This window comes from Flavobacterium sp. UW10123, from assembly GCF_040538975.1.
In the GTDB taxonomy this organism is placed as follows: Bacteria; Bacteroidota; Bacteroidia; order Flavobacteriales; family Flavobacteriaceae; genus Flavobacterium.
Map to the genome: position 1 here is coordinate 115465 of NZ_JBEWQE010000001.1, position 19676 is coordinate 135140.

Consider the following 19676-nt stretch of genomic DNA (forward strand, 5'->3'; position numbering starts at 1 on the left):
TCAATTTCTTTTTAGTTGTGAATCAAACGTTTGAAGCTTTAATGTTAGTTAAACATTAATAATTATAGGCAATAACTGACGAATCATAACACTATGTTAATTTTTTTTCAAGGCTTTAGTAATACACGGGTCTTAGTTTCGCAACCGAAATCAAACTAAACACACACAATGAAAAAATTTTATCTATTAACAGCATTCTTTTTATTCGCCTTTACAGGTTTTGCTCAGAAAGCTATTATATCTGGAAAGATATTAGACGCCGATGACAAACTGCCTCTTCCTGGAGCTATGGTTCAAATTGTAGGCGAGAAAAAATATACCGTTTCTGATTATAACGGTCGTTTTGAATTATTAAATATTAATGAAGGAACTTATAAAGTTGAAGTAAAGTATATTGGATATACTACTTTAACTCAAGAAATAAAAGTTGAGCAAGGAAGAAACAATGTGATTGACTTTGCTCTTAAAGCTTCTGAAAACGAACTGAAAGAGGTTGTAGTCGGAGACATCTTAAAAGGTCAGGCAAAAGCTTTGAATCAGCAAAAAAACAACAAAAATATCGGAAACGTAATCTCTTCTGATCAAATGGGTCGTTTCCCAGATGCTAACGTAGGAGACGCTTTAAAACGTGTTCCAGGTATTACCATGCAGAATGACCAAGGTGAAGCTCGTAACATTATTATTAGAGGTTTAGCTCCGTCTTTAAACTCTGTTACTTTAAATGGCGATAGAATTCCATCTGCTGAAGGAGATAACAGAAACGTACAAATGGACTTGATTCCGTCTGATATGATTTCTACAATCGAAGTAAACAAAACGCTTACTTCTGACATGGATGCTGATGCAATTGGAGGTTCTGTAAACTTAATTACAAGAGCAACTCCAAACGGAGAAAGAATTTCTGCAACTCTTGCAGGAGGATATTTACCAATTCGTGACCACGCTTCTTACACTGCTGGTTTCGTTTATGGTAATCGTTTTATCGACAACAAATTAGGAGTAGTTTTCAGCGGTTCTTACAACAATGTAGATTATGGTTCTGATAACATCGAAAACGAATGGGTAAAAGATGATTTTGGAAATGAATATTTACAAGCTTCTGAAATTAGAAAATATGATGTACAGCGTATTCGCCGAAGCGGATCTGTTGCTTTAGATTATAAATTCAATGATAACAATACCATTTTTGCCAATGCAATTTATAACTGGCGAGATGACAGAGAAAACCGTTTTAGAACAACTTACGATGATATCGAGCCTCTTTATAATGGTGAAGAAATTGTTGGTTTTGAAGGTCGTGTAAAACGCCAAACAAAAGGTGGTTTAGACAATAATAGAAATAAAAACAGAAGATTAGAAGATCAAAGAGTACAGAATTACTCTATTCGCGGAGAGCATTTAATTAACTCAACATTAGATTTAGACTGGTCTGCTAATTATGCAAAAGCAAGAGAATATCGTCCAGGTGAGCGTTATATCGAATACCGTCAGAAAGGTTTAGAAATGTTCGAAGATTTATCAGATATCAGATTTCCTTTAATGACAACTGTTGGCGAATCTGTTGACAAATTTAAATTTGATTCTGTTACCGAAAACACAGATGAAACAAGCGAAAGCGAATTTGGTGCAAAAGTAAACATCCGTTTTCCATTCTCTGTAATTGCAGGAGAAAAAGGAAGATTGAGAACGGGTCTTAGACTTCGTTTGAAAGAAAAAGAAAGAAACAATATGTTCTATTCTTATGAGCCAATTAATGATGATATGGAATTATTATCTCAAGTTCCAACAAGCTATTTTGACGGAAAAGATTTTAATCCAGGAAGTAAATATGTGCCGGGAACTTTTGCTTCTGCAGCTTTCTTAGGAAGCTTAGATTTAAATAATCCTGCTTTATTTGATAAAGAAGCAGATCCAGCAGAATATTTAGCGGTAAACTATAACGCTAAAGAAAGAATTACTGCAGCTTATGTAAGATGGGATCAGGATTTTAACGATAAACTTTCTATGGTATTAGGTTTCCGTGTTGAAAATACTCATATCGATTATACAGGAAACCGTGTATTAGACGAAGAAGAATTGGAGAGTAAAATCAACAATACCAACTCTTACACTAATTTATTGCCAAGTATTTCATTACAATACAACGCAACAAAAGATTTAGTTTTAAGAGCTGCTGCTACAACAGCTTTAGCAAGACCAAACTATTACGCATTGGCTCCTTATGTAAATAATATTGCTGCCGATAAAGAAATTACAGCTGGAAATCCAGATCTTAAAGCTACATATTCGTACAACTATGATTTCATGGCAGAGAACTATTTCAAATCTGTTGGTTTAATTTCTGGAGGTGTTTTCTACAAAAGATTAAATGATTTCATTTACAACTACAGCGATAATCAATATACTGATGCGAAATTTGCTGCAGATTTCCCAAATCAGGCAAACCCAATTCCAGTGGGAGAAAACTGGTCATTTTTACAATCACGAAATGGAGAAAATGTAGATGTTTACGGGTTTGAAGTTGCTTTTCAGCGTCAGTTAGATTTCTTGCCAGGTAAATTCTTAAAAGGATTTGGCATCTATTTAAACTATACGTACACAAAATCGAAAGCAAGCGGAATTGCTGACGAAGACGGAAACGAAAGAAATGACATCAGTCTTCCTGGAACAACGCCTCACATGTTTAACGGATCTTTATCTTGGGAAAACAAACGTTTCTCTGCAAGAATCTCAACCAACTTTACCTCTGATTATTTAGATGAATTAGGTTCTGAGTCTTACAAAGACAGCTACTATGACAAGCAATTTTTCTTAGATGCCAATGCTTCTTATAAAATCACTAAACAATTACGTGTTTTTGCTGAAGCAAATAACTTAACAAACCAACCGTTACGTTACTACCAAGGAGTTGCTGCTCATACAAAACAAGCTGAATATTACCAGCCTCGTTACAATTTCGGATTGAAATTAGACTTGTAATCTGCACTTTTTTAAAATTCTTAAATTAGACAGAGTTTAGCGCTCTGTCTAATTGCATTAAAATATATAATAGAAATGAAAAATAAATCTTTAGTTGCTTTTTTACTTTTAAGCTTAGCATTTACAGCTTGTAAAGACGATAAATTAGCGCCAATTCAGCCAAATGCCGTAAAACCAACAGCGGTTACAGAGGCTCTCCCTCACGATACAGACGATCCTTCAATCTGGATCAATCCAACTGATGCTTCAAAAAGCATAATTGTTGGAACAGATAAAGACACAGACGGCGGTTTATATGCTTTTGATTTGAATGGAAAAATCCTTAAAAAATCAATTCCGTTAAAACGTCCAAACAATGTTGATATCGCTTACGGATTGATTATTGACGGAAAAAAAGTAGACGTTGCCGTTACTACAGAACGTGAAGAAAACAAAATTAGAATTTTTAGTTTACCTGATTTAGAGCCAATTGACAATGGCGGAATTCCAGTTTTTGACGGAGAAGCAGAGCGCGATCCAATGGGAGTTGCTTTATACACTCGTAAAACTGACGGAAAGATTTTTGCTATTGTGGGAAGAAAAACTGGCCCATCTGGAAGCTATTTATGGCAATATGAACTTTCTGGAAATGGAAAATTTGCTACTGCAAAAGTCGTTCGCAAATTCGGAACTTACAGTGGAAAGAAAGAAATTGAAGCGATTGCTGTAGATAACGAATTAGGTTTTGTATACTATTGTGACGAACAGGCTGGAATTAGAAAATACAAAGCAGATCCGGCTTTAAACGATAATAAAGAATTGGCTTTCTTTGGTCAGAAAGATTTCAAAGCAGATCATGAAGGAATTGCGATTTACAAAAAAACAGATTCTACAGGATATATTCTGGTATCCAATCAGCAGGCAAATTCATTTATGGTTTACCCAAGAGAAGGTGCAAATGGAAATCCAAACAATCATCCATTATTGGCAGAAGTTCCAACTTCTACAATTGAATGTGATGGTGCAGATGTTACAAGTGTAAACTTAGGTTCAAAATATAAAAACGGACTTTTTGTAGCAATGAGTAACGGAATGACTTTCCATTATTACACTTGGGATTTAATCCAAAAACGCATCGACGAAACGAAGAAATAAAGATTCAGTGTTGATTTGAAATTGCAGTTTTTCAGTACTTTCCTTTAAACTGTGCTGAAAACTGCGTTTCAATGTCTTTAAAAAGTACTGATTGTCAGGCTGAGCGAAGTCGAAGCCCAGTTTCCAATTGGAACGTTCTTCGACTTCGCTCAGGGAGACAAGCAAACAGTATCAGACAGACACAAAAAAACAAAAAAAGCTGTTCATTTCTGAACAGCTTTTTTATTTTGAATTAAATAATTCCTTCTATTCTGTAATTGGTGCTCCTGCTAAAATTTCAGCATTTGCAAACTCTTCAAATTTCGCAAAATTAGCTTTGAATTTATGTGCTAATTCTAACGCTTTTTTATCGTATAAATCTTTGTCTTCCCAAGTATTTCTAGGATTTAAAATTTCCACTGGAACATTTGGACAATCTTGAGGAATTTCAATTCCAAATACTTCATGATTTTTAAACGCTACATCATTCAATTCTCCTTTTAATGCTGCAGTAATCATAGCACGAGTATATTTCAGCTTCATACGGCTTCCTGTTCCGTAAGCTCCGCCAGTCCATCCTGTGTTGATTAACCAAACTTTTACACCTGCATCTTTCATTTTTTTGCTCAACATTTCAGCATAGCGAGTTGGGTGCAAAGGCATAAATGGCGCTCCAAAACAAGCAGAGAAGTTTGGCTGAGGCTCAGTTACACCAGCTTCTGTCCCAGCAACTTTTGCTGTATATCCAGAAATAAAGTGGTAAGCTGCCTGACCTGGAGTCAATCTTGAGATTGGAGGCAAAATTCCGAAAGAATCTGCTGTTAAGAAAAATATATTTTTTGGATTGTGTCCAACCAAACCTGGCTGTACATTATCAATATGTGTAATTGGGTAACTTACACGTGTATTTTGTGTGATAGAAACATCGTCAAAATCTACTACGTTTGTTCCTGCTTTGAAAACCACATTCTCTAAAAGCGCTCCTTTTTTGATTGCTCTAAAAATGTCTGGTTCATTCTCTTCAGTTAAGTTGATTACTTTTGCGTAGCATCCGCCTTCAAAATTGAAAACTGTATTTTCATTTGTCCAGCCGTGCTCATCGTCTCCGATTAATTTACGCTCTGGATCTGCAGATAAAGTTGTTTTTCCTGTACCAGACAATCCGAAGAAGATTGCTGTATCTCCTGCTTCACCAACATTGGCGCTGCAATGCATTGGAAGTGTATTTTTGAAAACTGGAAGAATAAAGTTTAATGCAGAAAAAATTCCTTTTTTCATTTCTCCTGTATAACCTGTTCCACCAATTAAAGCAATTTTTTTAGTAAAATCTAAAATAGCAAAATTAGACTGGCGTGTTCCGTCTACAGCAGGATCTGCCATAAAACTTGGAGCACAAACTACGGTCCATTCTGGAGTAAAATTTGCCAGCTCTGAATCTTCTGGACGTAAGAACATATTGTAGCAAAACAAGTTTGACCAAGCAGTTTCTGTTACAACACGAACATTCAATCTATAATTTGGATCAGAACACACATAAGAATCACGAACAAAAACTTCTTTGTCTGATAAAAATGCTGTTACCTTATTATAAAGCTTTTCAAAAGCTTGAGGCTCAAATGGGATATTTACATTTCCCCACCAAACTTGATCCTTAGTAATATCGTCTTTTACGATAAAACGATCTTGTGGAGAACGACCTGTAAATTCACCTGTATTAATTGCTAACGCTCCAGTAGAATTCTCAACACCTTGACCAGACTGCAAAGTAATCGCATGTAATTCATCTGCAGATAGTTGATAACGAACTTTTGCATTTTCAATTCCTAACTCTTTTAACGAAATCGATTGCGCGAAAACTGTATTTGTGTCCATAAGTTTTTAAGTTGTGTGTGATTTTTTGTTTAAGGCAAAATTACAGATTTATTTTTATTTCTTTTAAAATACTTAAATTTCACTTTAATTTATACGAAAAAAGAGAAATTTCACTTTAAAATTTACAAAAAGAAAAAAATAACCGCCTCTAATTTGTTTATTTACAACCTTATACGCGAATTTGTTATATTATTTTTGTTTGACAATGTAAAATACAAAAAAGTCACACAAATAAAGTTATATGTTATTTATGTGACAAAATTAAAGATTAATTCTTAGACAGAATTTTTTTTTCGGGATTTTATGATTTTCTCTTCAAAATCGTAAAGAATAATAGTGCCCAAGCAATAATTAATAAGAAACCACCCAAAGGTGTTGCGAATACTACAATTTTAGACTCGAATAAAGTGTAGTCCTTTGTTGCCAATAAATAGATAGAACCGCTGAAAAGAAGAACACCTCCAACAACCAAATTATAGATCGATTTTAAGGTCTTTTCTGCAATGTCTTTTTGGGTCGACAAAAAAAGAAGAAAGAGTGCATGGTACATTTGGTAACGGACACCAACTTCAAAAGTATTTAATTGGTCAACTGAAAGATACTTTTTCAATAAATGAGCCCCAAAAGCGCCCAAAATAATAGCTAGCATACCAATAAATGCTCCAGTTAGAACGATTCTTCTTTTCATAATATATTTCTTTGAAATTTCAAACAAAAATACTCCAAACGAACCGAAAAACCGCCTTTGTTTCTAGATTATTTAGAACAAAATCAAATTATTTCTTGAGTTTTGCGAAAAAAATAATTTAATTTTCTTTAATTTTAATTGTTATATTTATAACAATTAAATATATTTGTGTTAAATATTTAAGACATGAGAAACATTTTAATATTTGGAGCAGGAAGATCTGCATCTTCTTTGATTCGATATTTACTATCAAAATCTAACGAAGAACAGCTGCATTTAACAGTAGCTGATCTTTCATTGAATCTTGCGAAAGCAAAAACACAAGACCACCCTAATGCCACTCCGCTTGCCTTAGATATTTTTAATTCCGATGATAGAAAAAAAGCTATTGAAAATGCATCAATAGTCATTTCTATGCTTCCCGCACATCTGCATATTGAAATTGCAAAAGACTGCCTTGAATTCAAAAAACATCTTGTAACTGCATCTTATATCAGCGATGCTATGCAGGCTTTAAACGAAGAAGCAATTCAAAACAATCTGATTTTTATGAATGAAATTGGTCTTGATCCAGGAATTGATCATATGAGTGCCATGAAAGTCATTGACGAAATCAGATCAAAAGGTGGTAAAATGCTTTTGTTTGAATCTTTCTGCGGCGGACTAGTAGCCCCTGAATCTGATAATAATTTGTGGAATTACAAATTTACTTGGGCGCCAAGAAATGTCGTTTTGGCTGGACAAGGCGGTGCTGCAAAATTCATTCAGGAAGGAACTTATAAATATATACCGTACAGCGCTTTGTTTAGAAGAACCGAATTTCTGGAAGTAGAAGGTTACGGAAAATTTGAAGCATATTCTAATCGTGATTCGCTTAAATACAGATCGGTTTATGGTTTAGATAATATTTTGACATTATATAGAGGTACAATTAGAAGAGTGGGTTATTCTCGCGCTTGGAATATGTTTGTACAGCTTGGAATGACTGACGATAGCTATATTTTAGAGGGGTCAGAAAATATGAGTTATCGTCAGTTTATCAATTCTTTTCTTCCGTATCATCCGACGGATTCTGCCGAAATTAAAACTCGCTTGCTCTTAAAAATTGATCAAGACGATATTATGTGGGATAAACTTTTGGAACTGGATTTATTCAACCCAAACAAAAAAGTCAATCTGCCAAATGCTACTCCTGCTCAAATTTTAGAAAAAATCTTAACTGACAGCTGGGCTCTTGAACCAGATGACAAAGATATGATTGTGATGTATCACAAATTTGGTTACGAATTGAATGGAGAAAAGAAACAAATCGATTCTAAAATGGTTTGTATTGGTGAAGATCAGACTTATACTGCAATGGCAAAAACAGTCGGACTTCCGGTTGCAATTGCGACTTTATTAATCTTAAACAGAAAAATTACAACTCCAGGCGTTCAGCTTCCTATTAAAAAAGAAGTTTACGAACCGATCTTAAAGGAGCTAGAAGAATATGGGGTCATTTTTAACGAACAAAATGTACCTTATTTCGGATACAATCCAGACTTGTTTTAATCTGGTTTGCATGTTTATTTTTAGAATTTTTTTTTAATTAGTTTTTAATTTTATCCGCTTCTCCCATCAAGAAGCGGATTTTTTTCTTTTAAGGGACAAAGATTCAGAGGAACAAAGTGACAAAGGTTTTATACTTTGCGTAAAAAAAACTCCAACTAAAGCTGGAGTCTTTTAAAAAACCTTTGTCACTTTGCTACTTTGTTACCCTGAACCTCTATTTCTCACTTTGAATGGTAATTGGCAAAGAATACAACACTCTAACTGGTTTTCCGTTTTCACTACCTGGAATCCACTTTGGTGAAAGTTTTAAAACTCTTATTGCTTCATCTGCTGTTCCGTAGCCTAAATTTTTTACAACATTAAACTCAGACAGACTTCCATCTTTTTCGACCATAAACTCAATAAGAAGTTTGCCATCCATTTTTTGTTTCGAAAATTCTTCTGACATTTTAAAATTTTGCCCCACAAACATATAGAACTTTTCTATTCCGCCAGGAAATTGTGGCTGATTCATATCTGCCTTTTCATTAACACTATTACCGTTTTTTCCATTAAAACTGTTTTGCGCAGTAGCTTCCGAATTAAAGGCAATTAACAATAAAATAGAAACGACCGTTACAGAACTCACTTTTAAAATCATTGTAATTGGCGATTTTTCTTTAGTCATCATGAGCAAACGTTTTTTGGTTATTAAATAATTAATATTACTTGCCAAAGCGACAGTATGTTTATTTGAAGCAAATTGCAACAATAAGTTCTGATAACTTTTAACTTCATCAAATTGTTTGTTTACGGCTTCATCGGCTAAAAATTCATGATTGAGTTTTATTGCTTTTTCAAACAAAACAAACATCGGATTAAACCAAAATACGATTTGCAAAACCTCAACAAAAAGAATATCCAAAGTATGTTTTTGCTGCAAATGTGCTTTTTCATGAGCGATTAATTCTGATGGAATTTTTCCATTTGCAAAATCTTCTTTACTGATAAAAATAGCATTCCAGAAAGAATGTGGCAAAATCGATTCTTTTATTAAAACAAGTTTCTGATTGTCTATAAATTGCACCGAATTCTTTTTTATTTTCAAGAAAAAAGAAGACACGTTTATAGCAAATCGAATCAGTAAAATTGTTGCAATGAGAACATAAATTGCTCCTAAAAAGAAATATACGATTTCATTGTATGAAACTTCGTTTAAGATAGATTTACTAGACACGATCATTATTTCGTCCATCTGAATTGTTTTAATTTCTGACGGAAAAAATGATGCAACCGAAAACAATTGCAACGGAATAACTAAGCTGAAAATCAAACTTCCTAGAAGATAGGCACGATTGAATTGAAACATTCTTTCGTTTTCTAACAACAATTTATACACTGCATAAAAAACAGCAAGCAGTAAACCCGATTTTAAAAGATATGCTATCATTTCTTCTTTTTTTGAATTTCTGAATCGATTATTTTTTTAAGATCTTCCAATTCTGAAGCCGACAAATTGGTTTCGGTCGTAAAAAACGAAGCAAATTGTGAAGCCGAATTATTAAAGAAATTGCTAATCAGCCCTTTTACATGTTTTGCAAAATAGTCCGTTTTCTTTACCAGCGGATAATACTCTCTCGAATTTCCAAATTCGTTGTACGCCACAAATTTCTTATCGATCATTCGTTTCAATAAAGTTGCAACTGTCGTTGTAGCAGGTTTTGGTTCTGGATACGCTTCGAGCAAATCTTTCATAAAAGCTTTTTCAAGCTTCCATAAATGCTCCATTAACTGTTCTTCTGCATTTGATAATTGTATCATGGTTTTGTATTTTCAAGTTTTTCAGTTTCAGCCAATTCCTTTTTATATTGCTCCAAATTCCATTCAATATTCAATTTTGCAGCATATTCGGCCATAGTTCCAAGTCCGACCTCAGCGCGTCTTTTATCCACATTATCTGGGTCTATCATTGGCGCTATACAAATTTTATTAGTCTTTTTATTCTTCGAACTCTGACTGCCATAAATTTGTTTTTTCCCTTCCCTCAAAGCTACTCTATCTTCTAAATACGCTAGATTTCCAGGATTGGCATTGCCATTTTTAACCGCCTCTCTCATCATAGGCAGGTATTTTTGCTGATATTTTAAATCAGAATGCTGAATCACCATAAACAAAGTCTGATTTCCCTGCGTTCCGACCACATTTTTTCCCAACCAGCCTCTTTCGTCCAGTATTTTCATCACTTTAATGAGATTAATACTGTCTTTTCTTTCCATTATTTTGCCAATGCTGTCAATTTTCTTTTTGTCAGGTTTAGTAGCTCTATAAACATTCATAAACTCGCCTCGAATTTCCTGATCATCGGTGTAAATCTCTGCTAATTGCCTTTCGAGAACCTTATCATAATTTGCTCCAATAACATCTAACTTCTTCTGCAGTTTATCAATTGTTTTATTCCATTCTTTTTCTGAATGCAAAGACTTTAAATCCTCATCAATTTTAATATGCGCAATGTTCTCGTATCCTTTATCTATAGAAAGATTCAGCCATTTAAATGCTTTTTTATGCCGCATTGCCATAGAAGCAGAACAGCCTGCGTCGTATAAATCTGCATAGTCTTTCTGTTCTATTTTAAACGCATTTTCATAATACGAAACAGACAATTCATAGTTTTTTACCATGTAACAAGAATCTGCTTTATGAACCCATTCTTTATAGGTTTGGGCTTGCATCAAAATGCAATTCATTAAAAGAAAAGAAAGCGTTATTAATTTTTTCATGGTTTAGAGGCTAGTTTGTCTATTTAATATTTTGTTCCGAAATCAATTCTCCTTTATCGTAATTTTTGACTCCTTTTAATTTTCCTTTGTCCGAATAAAACTTCCATTCTCCAAAATAAAACCAATGTGACTGAACCGAATCAGTCTCAAATTTAGTTTTCCCTTTCGATTCCAGTTTTCCGTTTTCGTAATAACTTTTTACGATACAGATTCCGTTTTTATATTTCTCTGTTTTGTAGATTTTTCCGTTAATATACGTTTTCCATTTTTTAACCGGAAGATCATTTTTATAATATTCATACGATTTATAATTCGTTCCATCTTGCGAATAACTATCAATCCAAACGCCTTCTTTTTTCTTATCAATTTTTTGATTGATCGGTTTACTTTTACAGCTCAAAAACATTATCCCGCAAAACAATAGTAAAAAGAGGTTTTTCATATTTATGTTTTAATTCTACAGATATAGACATTGCTCTACAAATGTAGAATTAATTTTCAAACTAGCAAATATTTTTTTAAGATTCTGATATCGTAAGACTTAAAAGTTCTTACAACCTAAATTTTCTTGATTTTCCAAATGCGTTAGGGATTACTTCACATTATTTTTATTTTATTGGAGTTCAGTGAACTTCGTTTGAGGCGGTATCCTTTTATGTAGCGAAGCGGAATAAAAGATATAGCCGAAAGCCCGACCGAAGGGAACGCCCATAAAAAAATCCGCTCATTTCTGAACGGATTTATATAAAACTTTGCACCTCTGTGCCTTTGAACCTTTGTTTCTTTTTTATTTACTTAATTCCACAAAATACTTGTAAAACAACGGAATAGTCTCAATACCTTTCAAGTAATTAAAGATTCCGAAATGTTCATTTGGCGAGTGAATAGCATCGCTGTCCAAACCAAATCCCATTAAGATTGTTTTACTTTTTAATTCTTTTTCGAATAAAGCCACAATCGGAATACTTCCTCCAGAACGAACCGGAATTGCAGGAACTCCAAACGTTTCTGTATACGCTTTGTTTGCTGCCTGATAACCAATGCTGTCAATTGGCGTAACATAACCCTGACCACCGTGATGAGGTGTAACTTTTACTGTAACTCCAGCTGGAGCAAGGCTTGTAAAGTGTTTTGTGAAAAGTTCTGTAATTTCTTCCCAGTCCTGATTTGGAACCAAACGCATTGAGATTTTAGCGAAAGCTTTACTCGCAATAACCGTTTTAGCACCTTCGCCAGTATAACCGCCCCAAATTCCGTTTACGTCTAATGTCGGACGGATTGAGTTTCTTTCGTTCGTTACATAACCTTTTTCGCCGTAAACATCAGCAATGTTTAAAGCATTTTTATATTTTTCTAAACTGAAAGGCGCTTTTGCCATTTCTGCTCTTTCTTCTGCAGATAATTCTTCTACTTTATCGTAGAAACCTGGAATTGTAATATGATTGTTTTCGTCGTGAAGCGAAGCAATCATTTTTGCCAAAATATTAATCGGGTTCGCCACAGCTCCACCGTATAAACCTGAATGCAAATCGCGGTTTGGACCTGTAACTTCTACTTCAACATAACTCAAACCTCTTAAACCTGTCGTGATAGACGGCTGTTGGTTAGAGATCATTCCTGTATCTGAAATCAAGATTACGTCGTTTTTCAGTTTTTCTTGATTACGTTCTACGAACCAAGCCAAACTTGCTGAACCAACTTCTTCTTCACCTTCGATCATGAATTTTACGTTACAAGGCAACGTATTGCTTTGTACCATTAACTCAAGCGCTTTTACGTGCATGTACATCTGACCTTTGTCGTCACAAGCTCCACGTGCGAAGATGGCTCCTTCTGGGTGAATATCTGTAGTTTTAATAACCGGTTCAAAAGGTGGTGAAGTCCATAATTCTAATGGATCTGGCGGTTGTACGTCGTAGTGGCCGTAAACTAAAACCGTTGGAAGATTGGGATCTATAATTTTCTCTCCGTAGATAATTGGGTAACCTGGAGTGTCGCAAGTTTCGACATAATCGCACCCTGCTTTTGATAAACTTTCTTTTACAGCCTCTGCTGTGTCAATAACATCTTGAGAATATGCAGTGTCGGCACTAACCGACGGAATCTTTAATAATTCGATCAATTCGTTGATAAACCGATCTTTATGTTGTTGAACGTAGGACTTAATATTTTCCATTTAAATTATTTTTATAGAAAACCAAAAGTACGAAAAAGAGAATTAAAAAAAATTTTCAAAAAATGCTTTGATAATTCAAAAGTATGCCTATCTTTGCACCCACAATTACCGCGGATATGGCGAAATTGGTAGACGTGCCAGACTTAGGATCTGGTGCCGCAAGGCGTGTAGGTTCGAGTCCTATTATCCGCACTTTTAAAAAGCTTCTGAATATTTTTTCAGAAGCTTTTTTGTTTTTTGGCAATGTCCAATTTTTTATTACATTTAACCAAAAGCATATCTTCAAAAAAAAAAAAAAAAAAAAAAAAACTTATTTCATTCAATGTCAACGGTTTTAAAAATATTACTACTTCTATTTTCAATTTTAAGCTTCTCACAGAATAAACAAGAAAATGAAATATTTAAAAAAATAATTAGCCACGAAATCGAAAAGAACAAAGTATCTATTTATATAAAATGTAGAAAACCTAAAACTTCATTTAATGTAAGAGAATTTAAAGAAGATACTAGAGGAATTACAGTATCTGAAATGACATTAAATGATTTTAAAAAAAACAATACTGATACCGAGGAAACTTGGGATTTAGAATTAATAAAACAATCTGAATTTGATCCTAAATACATCAAAAATACAAATTGCCTGACCGACGAAGAAATAGAAATAATATTTAAAGATATTTACAAAAGGCAAAATATAATATCGGTAAGCAAACCCTTATTTGATAATGATTTTGAAAACTGCATTGTATCTATAACATATTCAAAATCTTTTCAAAGCGCTTCCGGAAGGAGTTATCTCTTAAAAAAAACTAATGGGATCTGGACAATTATAACTGAATTTGGGCATTGGATTTCATGATTAAAAAAGATTCCTAATCAATCTCAATATAACTATCCTCTTTCAAATATAGCTCGTGATTTCAATCACGGGAGACAAAGATTATCGACAATGATTGCGTTTCAATGGTTGAAACCATTGGCCATGTTTTGAGAATAACACCAACCTATTAGTACAGTTTTGTCATTTCGAGGAACGAGGAATCACACGCGTATATCTACAAAGATTGGCGATTTTCTTTGCGGAGTTTCTAGTGCGATTCCTCGTTCCTCGGAATGACAAACTGTGTGGCTATACTTTGTGTTTTATCTTTCTTATCTCAAATCCAAATAAGGATCGAGAACTTCTGCTAGTTTATTTAGCTAATAAAAATTATCATCTATGTTGGTGAATTCCATTTCATCAGTTTTACGACTTCTCATGCAGTATAAAGAAAGAAGATAATTTACCTCTCGAATTGTTTTCGCCATATCTTTTGGATCAATAATTTCATTAAAAAAACCTTTTAGCCTAGTTTCAACTTCTTCTGAAAAATGATTTGTACTCATAATTTTAGATTTAAAATATTGCAAAAATCATTCGAACTTAATTTCATTTGAACCCATATATGCGTTCAACTCTAATTATTTTTTTCTTATAGAAATCAATTTTCGGCTAAAGCCTTTTCCTTTTCAAACATAAAAAAACCTCCAGCTAAAGCAGGAGGCAATCCATTTAACTTTCTTATTCCATAAAGCATATCCGTCTAATTTGTCATTTCGAGGAACGAGACTCGAGCGATAGCGAATAGGCAAAGCAAATCTTCGCGAGAAGCTCGACAAAGATTAGCTTTTCGTTGCGGAGTTACTTGTGGAGATTTCTCCTCCGTCGAAATGACAATACTTTATGGTTACAATGCGGAAAAAACTTTGCGGAGTTTCTAGTGTGATTGCTTCGCCAGTTCGCTATCGCTCGTGTCCTCGTTCCTCGGAATGACAAAAAAAGAGCGAAAATCCTTTTAATCTTAATAATCTGTGGCAAAACAAAAAACAATTCAGAAATTTCTTTAATTATTTTACAGTTTAGTATTTAAATATTCTTATTTTTAAAACACCAAAAACCTAATTCTCAAAATTTCGCTTGTTTTTAAATCTCAAAAAACAATTAGAACACATGAGAAAATACAGATTATTAGTTATTCTATTAGCAATTATTGCTGTTTTTTATTTTGCGAGAACGGTTCGAAGCTTTACTGTTCAGCACGAAACCAAAACTCTTAAATCGGAGCATTTTATTGTTTCCTATAACGGAATTTATAAAAGCGAAGCCGAAAAAGTCAACAAGCATCTCGAGGAAAATTATTCTAGAATAAGAGAAAATCTAAAAGATATTGAACACGACCCTATAAAGGTTTTTGTTTATGGTTCGCAATTCAAGTTTAATGAAGCTACGGGTTTAACAGAAAACACAAAAGGCACAAGTCGTGGTCCAAACGAATTTCATTTTGTATGGACAAATTGGTTTAATTCTATTTTTCCCGACGATCCGCTCAAAACGGCGCTGCACGAATTTACGCATTGTGTTCAGCTAAATATTTTAATTTATAAAGCAAAAGACACCATCATCACCCAAGACCGACTGACTTTTGATAAGGAATTTGATAAAAAGTTTAAAGCCAAATATCCGCGCTGGCTCTGGGAATCGATTAGTATTTTTGAAGCAGGAGAAGTTAATTCGCTAAGCGTAAAATACGCCAAAAGCAAAAACCTGACTTTAGAAGATCTTAATCACGGCAATCAGATTTACAATATTGGCTACACGATAATCGAATATATGACTCAAAAATGGGGAAAAGATATTCTACCCAAACTCATTGCGTCTTTCGGCAATATCCAAAAAACATTGAACGTAACGCCAGAAGAATTTGAAAAAGGCTGGATGGCTTTTTTGGAAGATAATTATTAAAAAAGCTTTGCGACTCTGCGACTTTGCGAGAGATTCATAAGTATAAAAATTACATACTTTAAAAATTAATCTCGCAAAGACGCTAAGTCGCAAAGTTTGAAATTTTATTTAATTAGAATTTAGCAACTCAATTATCTTATCGACATTAATTTCACTATAATCATTAATATAAAAATCGCATGGCGGAAGTTCTTCTTTATTATGTGTGCTCAAAACACCTACGACTTTCATTCCGGCATTTAATCCTGCTGTAACGCCCGAATAAGAATCTTCAAAAACCACACAATCCGACGGAGAAACTCCAACTCTTTCTGCCGATTTTAAATATACTTCCGGATTTGGTTTATGAAACGTAACGTCTTCTGACGACCTCATCGAATCCATTTTTTCGTCTAGTTTCAGGAAATTGGCAATTAAATCCAGATTCGCACGTGGCGCCGATGTTCCGACAGCCGTTTTGAATCCACGAGATTTTAATTCGTTTAAAAAATCCATATAATGCGGAATCGTTTCGACTTTGTCTTTGTAAATCTCGCGAAACATTCCTTCTTTTTCGTCTTCTAATTTTAGAAGTTCTTCTCCCTGAATTGGGCGTTTGAAGAAATGCGTCATGATATAACTATTGTGTTTTCCGTACATATGCTCTTCAAATTCTTCTTGAGTATACGGAATATTATATTTTTTGAAAAACTCCTCAAAAGCGACTACATGATGCGGATTGGTGTGACAAATCACACCGTCCATATCAAAAATTACACATTGCTGGCTCATAATTTTGTTTTGTTGTTTTTAACGGTTGCAAGATACTTAATTCCGTAGAGTTGGATCGAGGTTTCTCGCAGAGTTTTTTGTTTCACGCAGATTTTAAAAAGATTTAAGCAGATAAGCGCAGATTATTTATTTTTAAAAATCTCAAAAATTAAATCTGCTAAAATCTGCAGAATCTGCGTGAAAAAAAATCCTTTAAATCTTTATAATCTGTGGCTTTAAAAATAAAACCTTTGCGTCTCTACTCCCGATGGCTATCGGGATTGCGAGAATAATAGACAAAGATTGGCAAAAACTTGAAACATTAAACCTGAAACAAAATCTTTACCCAATCCAAATCTTGCTTTTAACCAAAGTCATAGTCTGTCTCAAATGCTGATTACATGCAATAAGAATAATCAAAACCAACAAACCATAACCCACAATGGTGTAAATCTCCATATCTGCCAATAAAGTCGACTGTTTGGCGATGCTTCCGAAAATCTTTTTCATAGCCAAAACATTCGCATTATCTACCGAATATCCTTTGGCAATAAAACTCTGTGTAGCGTTTGCAATGTTTTGCTGTGCTTCGGGATTTTCACCCGTTACAAATTGACTAAGCTTTAAAAAGTGTTTTTTGTTTAAAAATACAGTTGCATTCTGCATAACGCAAAAACCAATCGTACTACCCCAGAAACGTCCAGAAACGCCGACAATTCCAGAAGAAACCGCCATATTTGCAGGAACCGAAGAAGTAGTAAATAAAATCAACGGAACAAATAACAATCCAACTCCGATGCCCTGCAAAAAGTACGGAACAATAATATCTGACAAAGCCACATCGGGCACAAAAAGAAACGTAAACCAAAAGTGATACAACGCAATCAGCGAAAAGCCAATCAGAAAAATGATTTTGGTCGAAAGCGATTTCATCAAGAAAAAAGCCGCCAAAACCAATCCGATAATATTTCCGAGTCCGTTAATGTATTGCACGCCCGCAACTCGAGACGGATCCCAATTCCAAATCGAATACATCGCCGAATGGCAAAGACTCAGCGTTGCCCTGCTGATGTAAAACAAGAAAAACAATAAAAACCCAATTCGAAGATTGGCATATTTAAAAACTTCAAAATTAAAAGTTGGCCTTTTGACCAAAAGTTCTTTAAAGATGAACAAACCTCCCGTAATAAGTGCCATGATAAGCATTAAAACCATTTGAGAAGATTCGAACCAATATTTTTTTTCGGCATACACAAAAAAGTAGGCACCGCAAAGAATAGCTGTTAAAACCAAAAAATAGCTCATCCAGTCGATTTGATACAACGGGATTTTCTTTGTTGTTCGGTGCCCACGAAAAGTAACCAAGATTAAAAAGACATTTAAAACCTGCAGTCCGCCCGAAACATACAGCATGTATTTCCAGTCGTAATGATCCAGAAACCAAACTGCAATATTCATAATAAAAGGCGTTGACAGCAGTAGAGAACCGTAATAAAAGGAAAAACCAATTATAATGGCATTTTTAGAATCAAACTGCTCAATAAGCAATTGTCTGATGGTAATGGCAGGAAGAGCCATTAAGATTCCTTCGGCAACTCTCAGCAATAGAAAAACTGCAAAATTATCGACATAACCTGACGTCACAATCGTAACTCCAATTAAGGAATAAACGCCCATGAGGTAATTTTTGGCAGGGAAAAAACTCGAAAATCGGCTTTCTATGAGAATTGTAGCCAGCAGAGTTCCGTACGTTACGCACATCGCGTACTGCAAATCTTCGGGCTCAATGTCCAGAAAACTTGCTGCATATGTTACGTTTGACGTATAAACTCCCAACAAAATCATAGAATGCAAAAGACAAACAAACAAAATCGTAATGATTGCCCATTTTGGAACCCATGATTTAAAAATACTTTTATCTTCCATTTTAATGTGCTGCGATCACACTAATATTCATTCCCGCTCTTAAAAAGTCGGCTTGTTTATCGTTATCTTTTAACTGAATTCTAACCGGAATTCTTTGTTCGATTTTTACGAAGTTACCCGTTGCATTATCTGGAGGAAGCAATGAAAATCTTGCCCCGCTCGCTGGCGATAAAGAGGCAATTGTACCAATGAAAGTTTTGTCGCTCAAAGCATCCGCTTTGATTTCGACATCCTGTCCAACAGTTAAATATTGCAATTGCGTTTCTTTAAAATTGGCTGTAATCCATTTTTCTTTACTTACAATTGATAATAAAGACTGACCTTCTTTTACCAATTGTCCTGGCTGTAAAGTTCGTTTTCCAACCCAGCCGTCATAAGGCGCCGTAATTATGGTGTACGAAAGAAATAAAGCCGCATTATCTGCCGTTGCTTGTTTTGAAGCAATATTGGTTTGCGTTGTCGGAACATTTGCTTCGGCAACAGAAGTACTCAAAGCAGATGAATGAATTCTATTCTTCATTTCCTGAAAATGCGCCTGCGCCGACTCGTAATCTGCTTTTACTTTCTCTAATTGCTGAGAAGTTGCCGCTTCTTCGCTTACCAAAGCTTTATAACGTTCGTATTCCAGTTTGGTTTTCCAAAGATTCGATTTGGCAGCGTCCAATTGCGCTTCGTTAATTGCTGTAGCGCTGGCTGTATTTACAGCATTTTTCTCAGCCACAACACTATTTTGTTTCGCATTCTGAACATCGGCAAGAGCCACATCCAATTTCGATTTGTATTCTCTGTTATCAATTACAACCAAAGTATCGCCTTTATGCACAAACTGATTTTCATTAAAACGAACTTCCTGCACATAACCCGTAATTCTCGACATAATTGGCGTTACATATTGCTCAACCTGAGCATCATTGGTTTCTTCGTGATTTCGGTTAAATACATAAAACCAAATCCCCAAAATAACTCCGCTTATAACAAGCACACACGCAATAATTGTTATTAGTATATGAAACGTTTTGTTTCTTCTAGTTTCATTTTTTATCTTAACCATATCTCTTTAATCTCTTTACTTAGTTCTTT

16 protein-coding genes and 1 tRNA gene are annotated in these 19676 nt (G+C 34.5%); 6 read left to right on the top strand and 11 right to left on the bottom strand.

Features of this window, described 5'->3' with window-relative positions; translation table 11 throughout:
- Positions 1 to 168 precede the first annotated feature (168 nt).
- Together ABXT06_RS00505 and ABXT06_RS00510 are read left to right on the top strand one after the other, a co-directional pair.
- On the top strand, positions 169 to 2979 hold the full coding sequence (locus ABXT06_RS00505) for a TonB-dependent receptor (protein WP_354589000.1): 2811 nt from the start codon (positions 169 to 171) through the stop codon (positions 2977 to 2979).
- 75 nt (positions 2980 to 3054) lie between these two features.
- Positions 3055 to 4113: a phytase gene (locus ABXT06_RS00510; RefSeq protein WP_354589001.1), complete on the top strand. Its 1059-nt coding sequence runs from the start codon at positions 3055 to 3057 to the stop codon at positions 4111 to 4113.
- 246 nt (positions 4114 to 4359) lie between these two features.
- Here ABXT06_RS00510 and pckA read toward each other — a convergent pair whose 3' ends face one another.
- Positions 4360 to 5964: a phosphoenolpyruvate carboxykinase (ATP) gene (gene pckA, locus ABXT06_RS00515; protein ID WP_278019745.1), complete on the bottom strand. Its 1605-nt coding sequence runs from the start codon at positions 5962 to 5964 to the stop codon at positions 4360 to 4362.
- Positions 5965 to 6265: 301 nt separating this feature from the next.
- Positions 6266 to 6652 (bottom strand): DUF423 domain-containing protein, encoded by a 387-nt coding sequence (locus ABXT06_RS00520; RefSeq protein WP_354589002.1) that lies wholly within the window; start codon positions 6650 to 6652, stop codon positions 6266 to 6268.
- Between the two features lie 186 nt (positions 6653 to 6838).
- Here ABXT06_RS00520 and ABXT06_RS00525 point away from each other — a divergent pair, with 186 nt between their 5' ends.
- Positions 6839 to 8203: a saccharopine dehydrogenase family protein gene (locus tag ABXT06_RS00525; RefSeq protein WP_354589003.1), complete on the top strand. Its 1365-nt coding sequence runs from the start codon at positions 6839 to 6841 to the stop codon at positions 8201 to 8203.
- 214 nt (positions 8204 to 8417) lie between these two features.
- Here ABXT06_RS00525 and ABXT06_RS00530 read toward each other — a convergent pair whose 3' ends face one another.
- The 5 genes from ABXT06_RS00530 to ABXT06_RS00550 all read right to left on the bottom strand — a co-directional run bounded on the left by ABXT06_RS00530 (position 8418) and on the right by ABXT06_RS00550 (position 13138).
- Complete coding sequence (locus tag ABXT06_RS00530; protein ID WP_354589004.1) at positions 8418 to 9632, bottom strand: M56 family metallopeptidase; 1215 nt, start codon at positions 9630 to 9632, stop codon at positions 8418 to 8420.
- Positions 9629 to 10003, bottom strand: a complete 375-nt coding sequence (locus ABXT06_RS00535; protein WP_198854767.1) for a BlaI/MecI/CopY family transcriptional regulator — start codon at positions 10001 to 10003, stop codon at positions 9629 to 9631. The genes ABXT06_RS00530 and ABXT06_RS00535 overlap by 4 nt, the downstream gene beginning before the upstream one ends.
- Positions 10000 to 10962 carry a DUF6624 domain-containing protein gene (locus tag ABXT06_RS00540; RefSeq protein WP_354589005.1) on the bottom strand — a complete coding sequence of 321 codons (963 nt, stop codon included), beginning with the start codon at positions 10960 to 10962 and terminating at the stop codon, positions 10000 to 10002. The genes ABXT06_RS00535 and ABXT06_RS00540 overlap by 4 nt, the downstream gene beginning before the upstream one ends.
- A gap of 19 nt (positions 10963 to 10981) precedes the next feature.
- Positions 10982 to 11404, bottom strand: coding sequence for a toxin-antitoxin system YwqK family antitoxin (locus ABXT06_RS00545; protein ID WP_354589006.1), 423 nt, complete (start codon positions 11402 to 11404; stop codon positions 10982 to 10984).
- A gap of 345 nt (positions 11405 to 11749) precedes the next feature.
- Positions 11750 to 13138 (bottom strand): dipeptidase, encoded by a 1389-nt coding sequence (locus ABXT06_RS00550; protein WP_008466344.1) that lies wholly within the window; start codon positions 13136 to 13138, stop codon positions 11750 to 11752.
- A gap of 110 nt (positions 13139 to 13248) precedes the next feature.
- Between ABXT06_RS00550 and ABXT06_RS00555 the strand changes: the two genes are divergently transcribed.
- A tRNA-Leu gene (locus ABXT06_RS00555) sits at positions 13249 to 13330 on the top strand.
- Between the two features lie 130 nt (positions 13331 to 13460).
- Positions 13461 to 13997, top strand: a complete 537-nt coding sequence (locus ABXT06_RS00560) for a hypothetical protein (protein ID WP_354589007.1) — start codon at positions 13461 to 13463, stop codon at positions 13995 to 13997.
- Between the two features lie 341 nt (positions 13998 to 14338).
- On the opposite strand, the gene ABXT06_RS00565 is transcribed toward ABXT06_RS00560, so the two are convergent.
- Positions 14339 to 14524: a hypothetical protein gene (locus tag ABXT06_RS00565; protein WP_354589008.1), complete on the bottom strand. Its 186-nt coding sequence runs from the start codon at positions 14522 to 14524 to the stop codon at positions 14339 to 14341.
- 604 nt (positions 14525 to 15128) lie between these two features.
- On the opposite strand from ABXT06_RS00565, the gene ABXT06_RS00570 reads away from it, so the two are divergent.
- Entirely contained in the window at positions 15129 to 15920 is a 792-nt protein-coding gene (locus ABXT06_RS00570) for a hypothetical protein (RefSeq protein ID WP_354589009.1), read from the top strand.
- Between the two features lie 108 nt (positions 15921 to 16028).
- Here the strand turns inward: ABXT06_RS00570 and ABXT06_RS00575 are convergent, their stop codons facing one another.
- The 3 genes from ABXT06_RS00575 to ABXT06_RS00585 form a co-directional block, all read right to left on the bottom strand.
- Positions 16029 to 16691 carry an HAD family hydrolase gene (locus ABXT06_RS00575; protein ID WP_354589010.1) on the bottom strand — a complete coding sequence of 221 codons (663 nt, stop codon included), beginning with the start codon at positions 16689 to 16691 and terminating at the stop codon, positions 16029 to 16031.
- A gap of 321 nt (positions 16692 to 17012) precedes the next feature.
- Complete coding sequence (locus ABXT06_RS00580) at positions 17013 to 18596, bottom strand: MFS transporter (RefSeq protein WP_354589011.1); 1584 nt, start codon at positions 18594 to 18596, stop codon at positions 17013 to 17015.
- Position 18597: 1 nt separating this feature from the next.
- Positions 18598 to 19647: an HlyD family secretion protein gene (locus ABXT06_RS00585; RefSeq protein ID WP_354589012.1), complete on the bottom strand. Its 1050-nt coding sequence runs from the start codon at positions 19645 to 19647 to the stop codon at positions 18598 to 18600.
- Between the last annotated feature and the right edge of the window lie 29 nt (positions 19648 to 19676).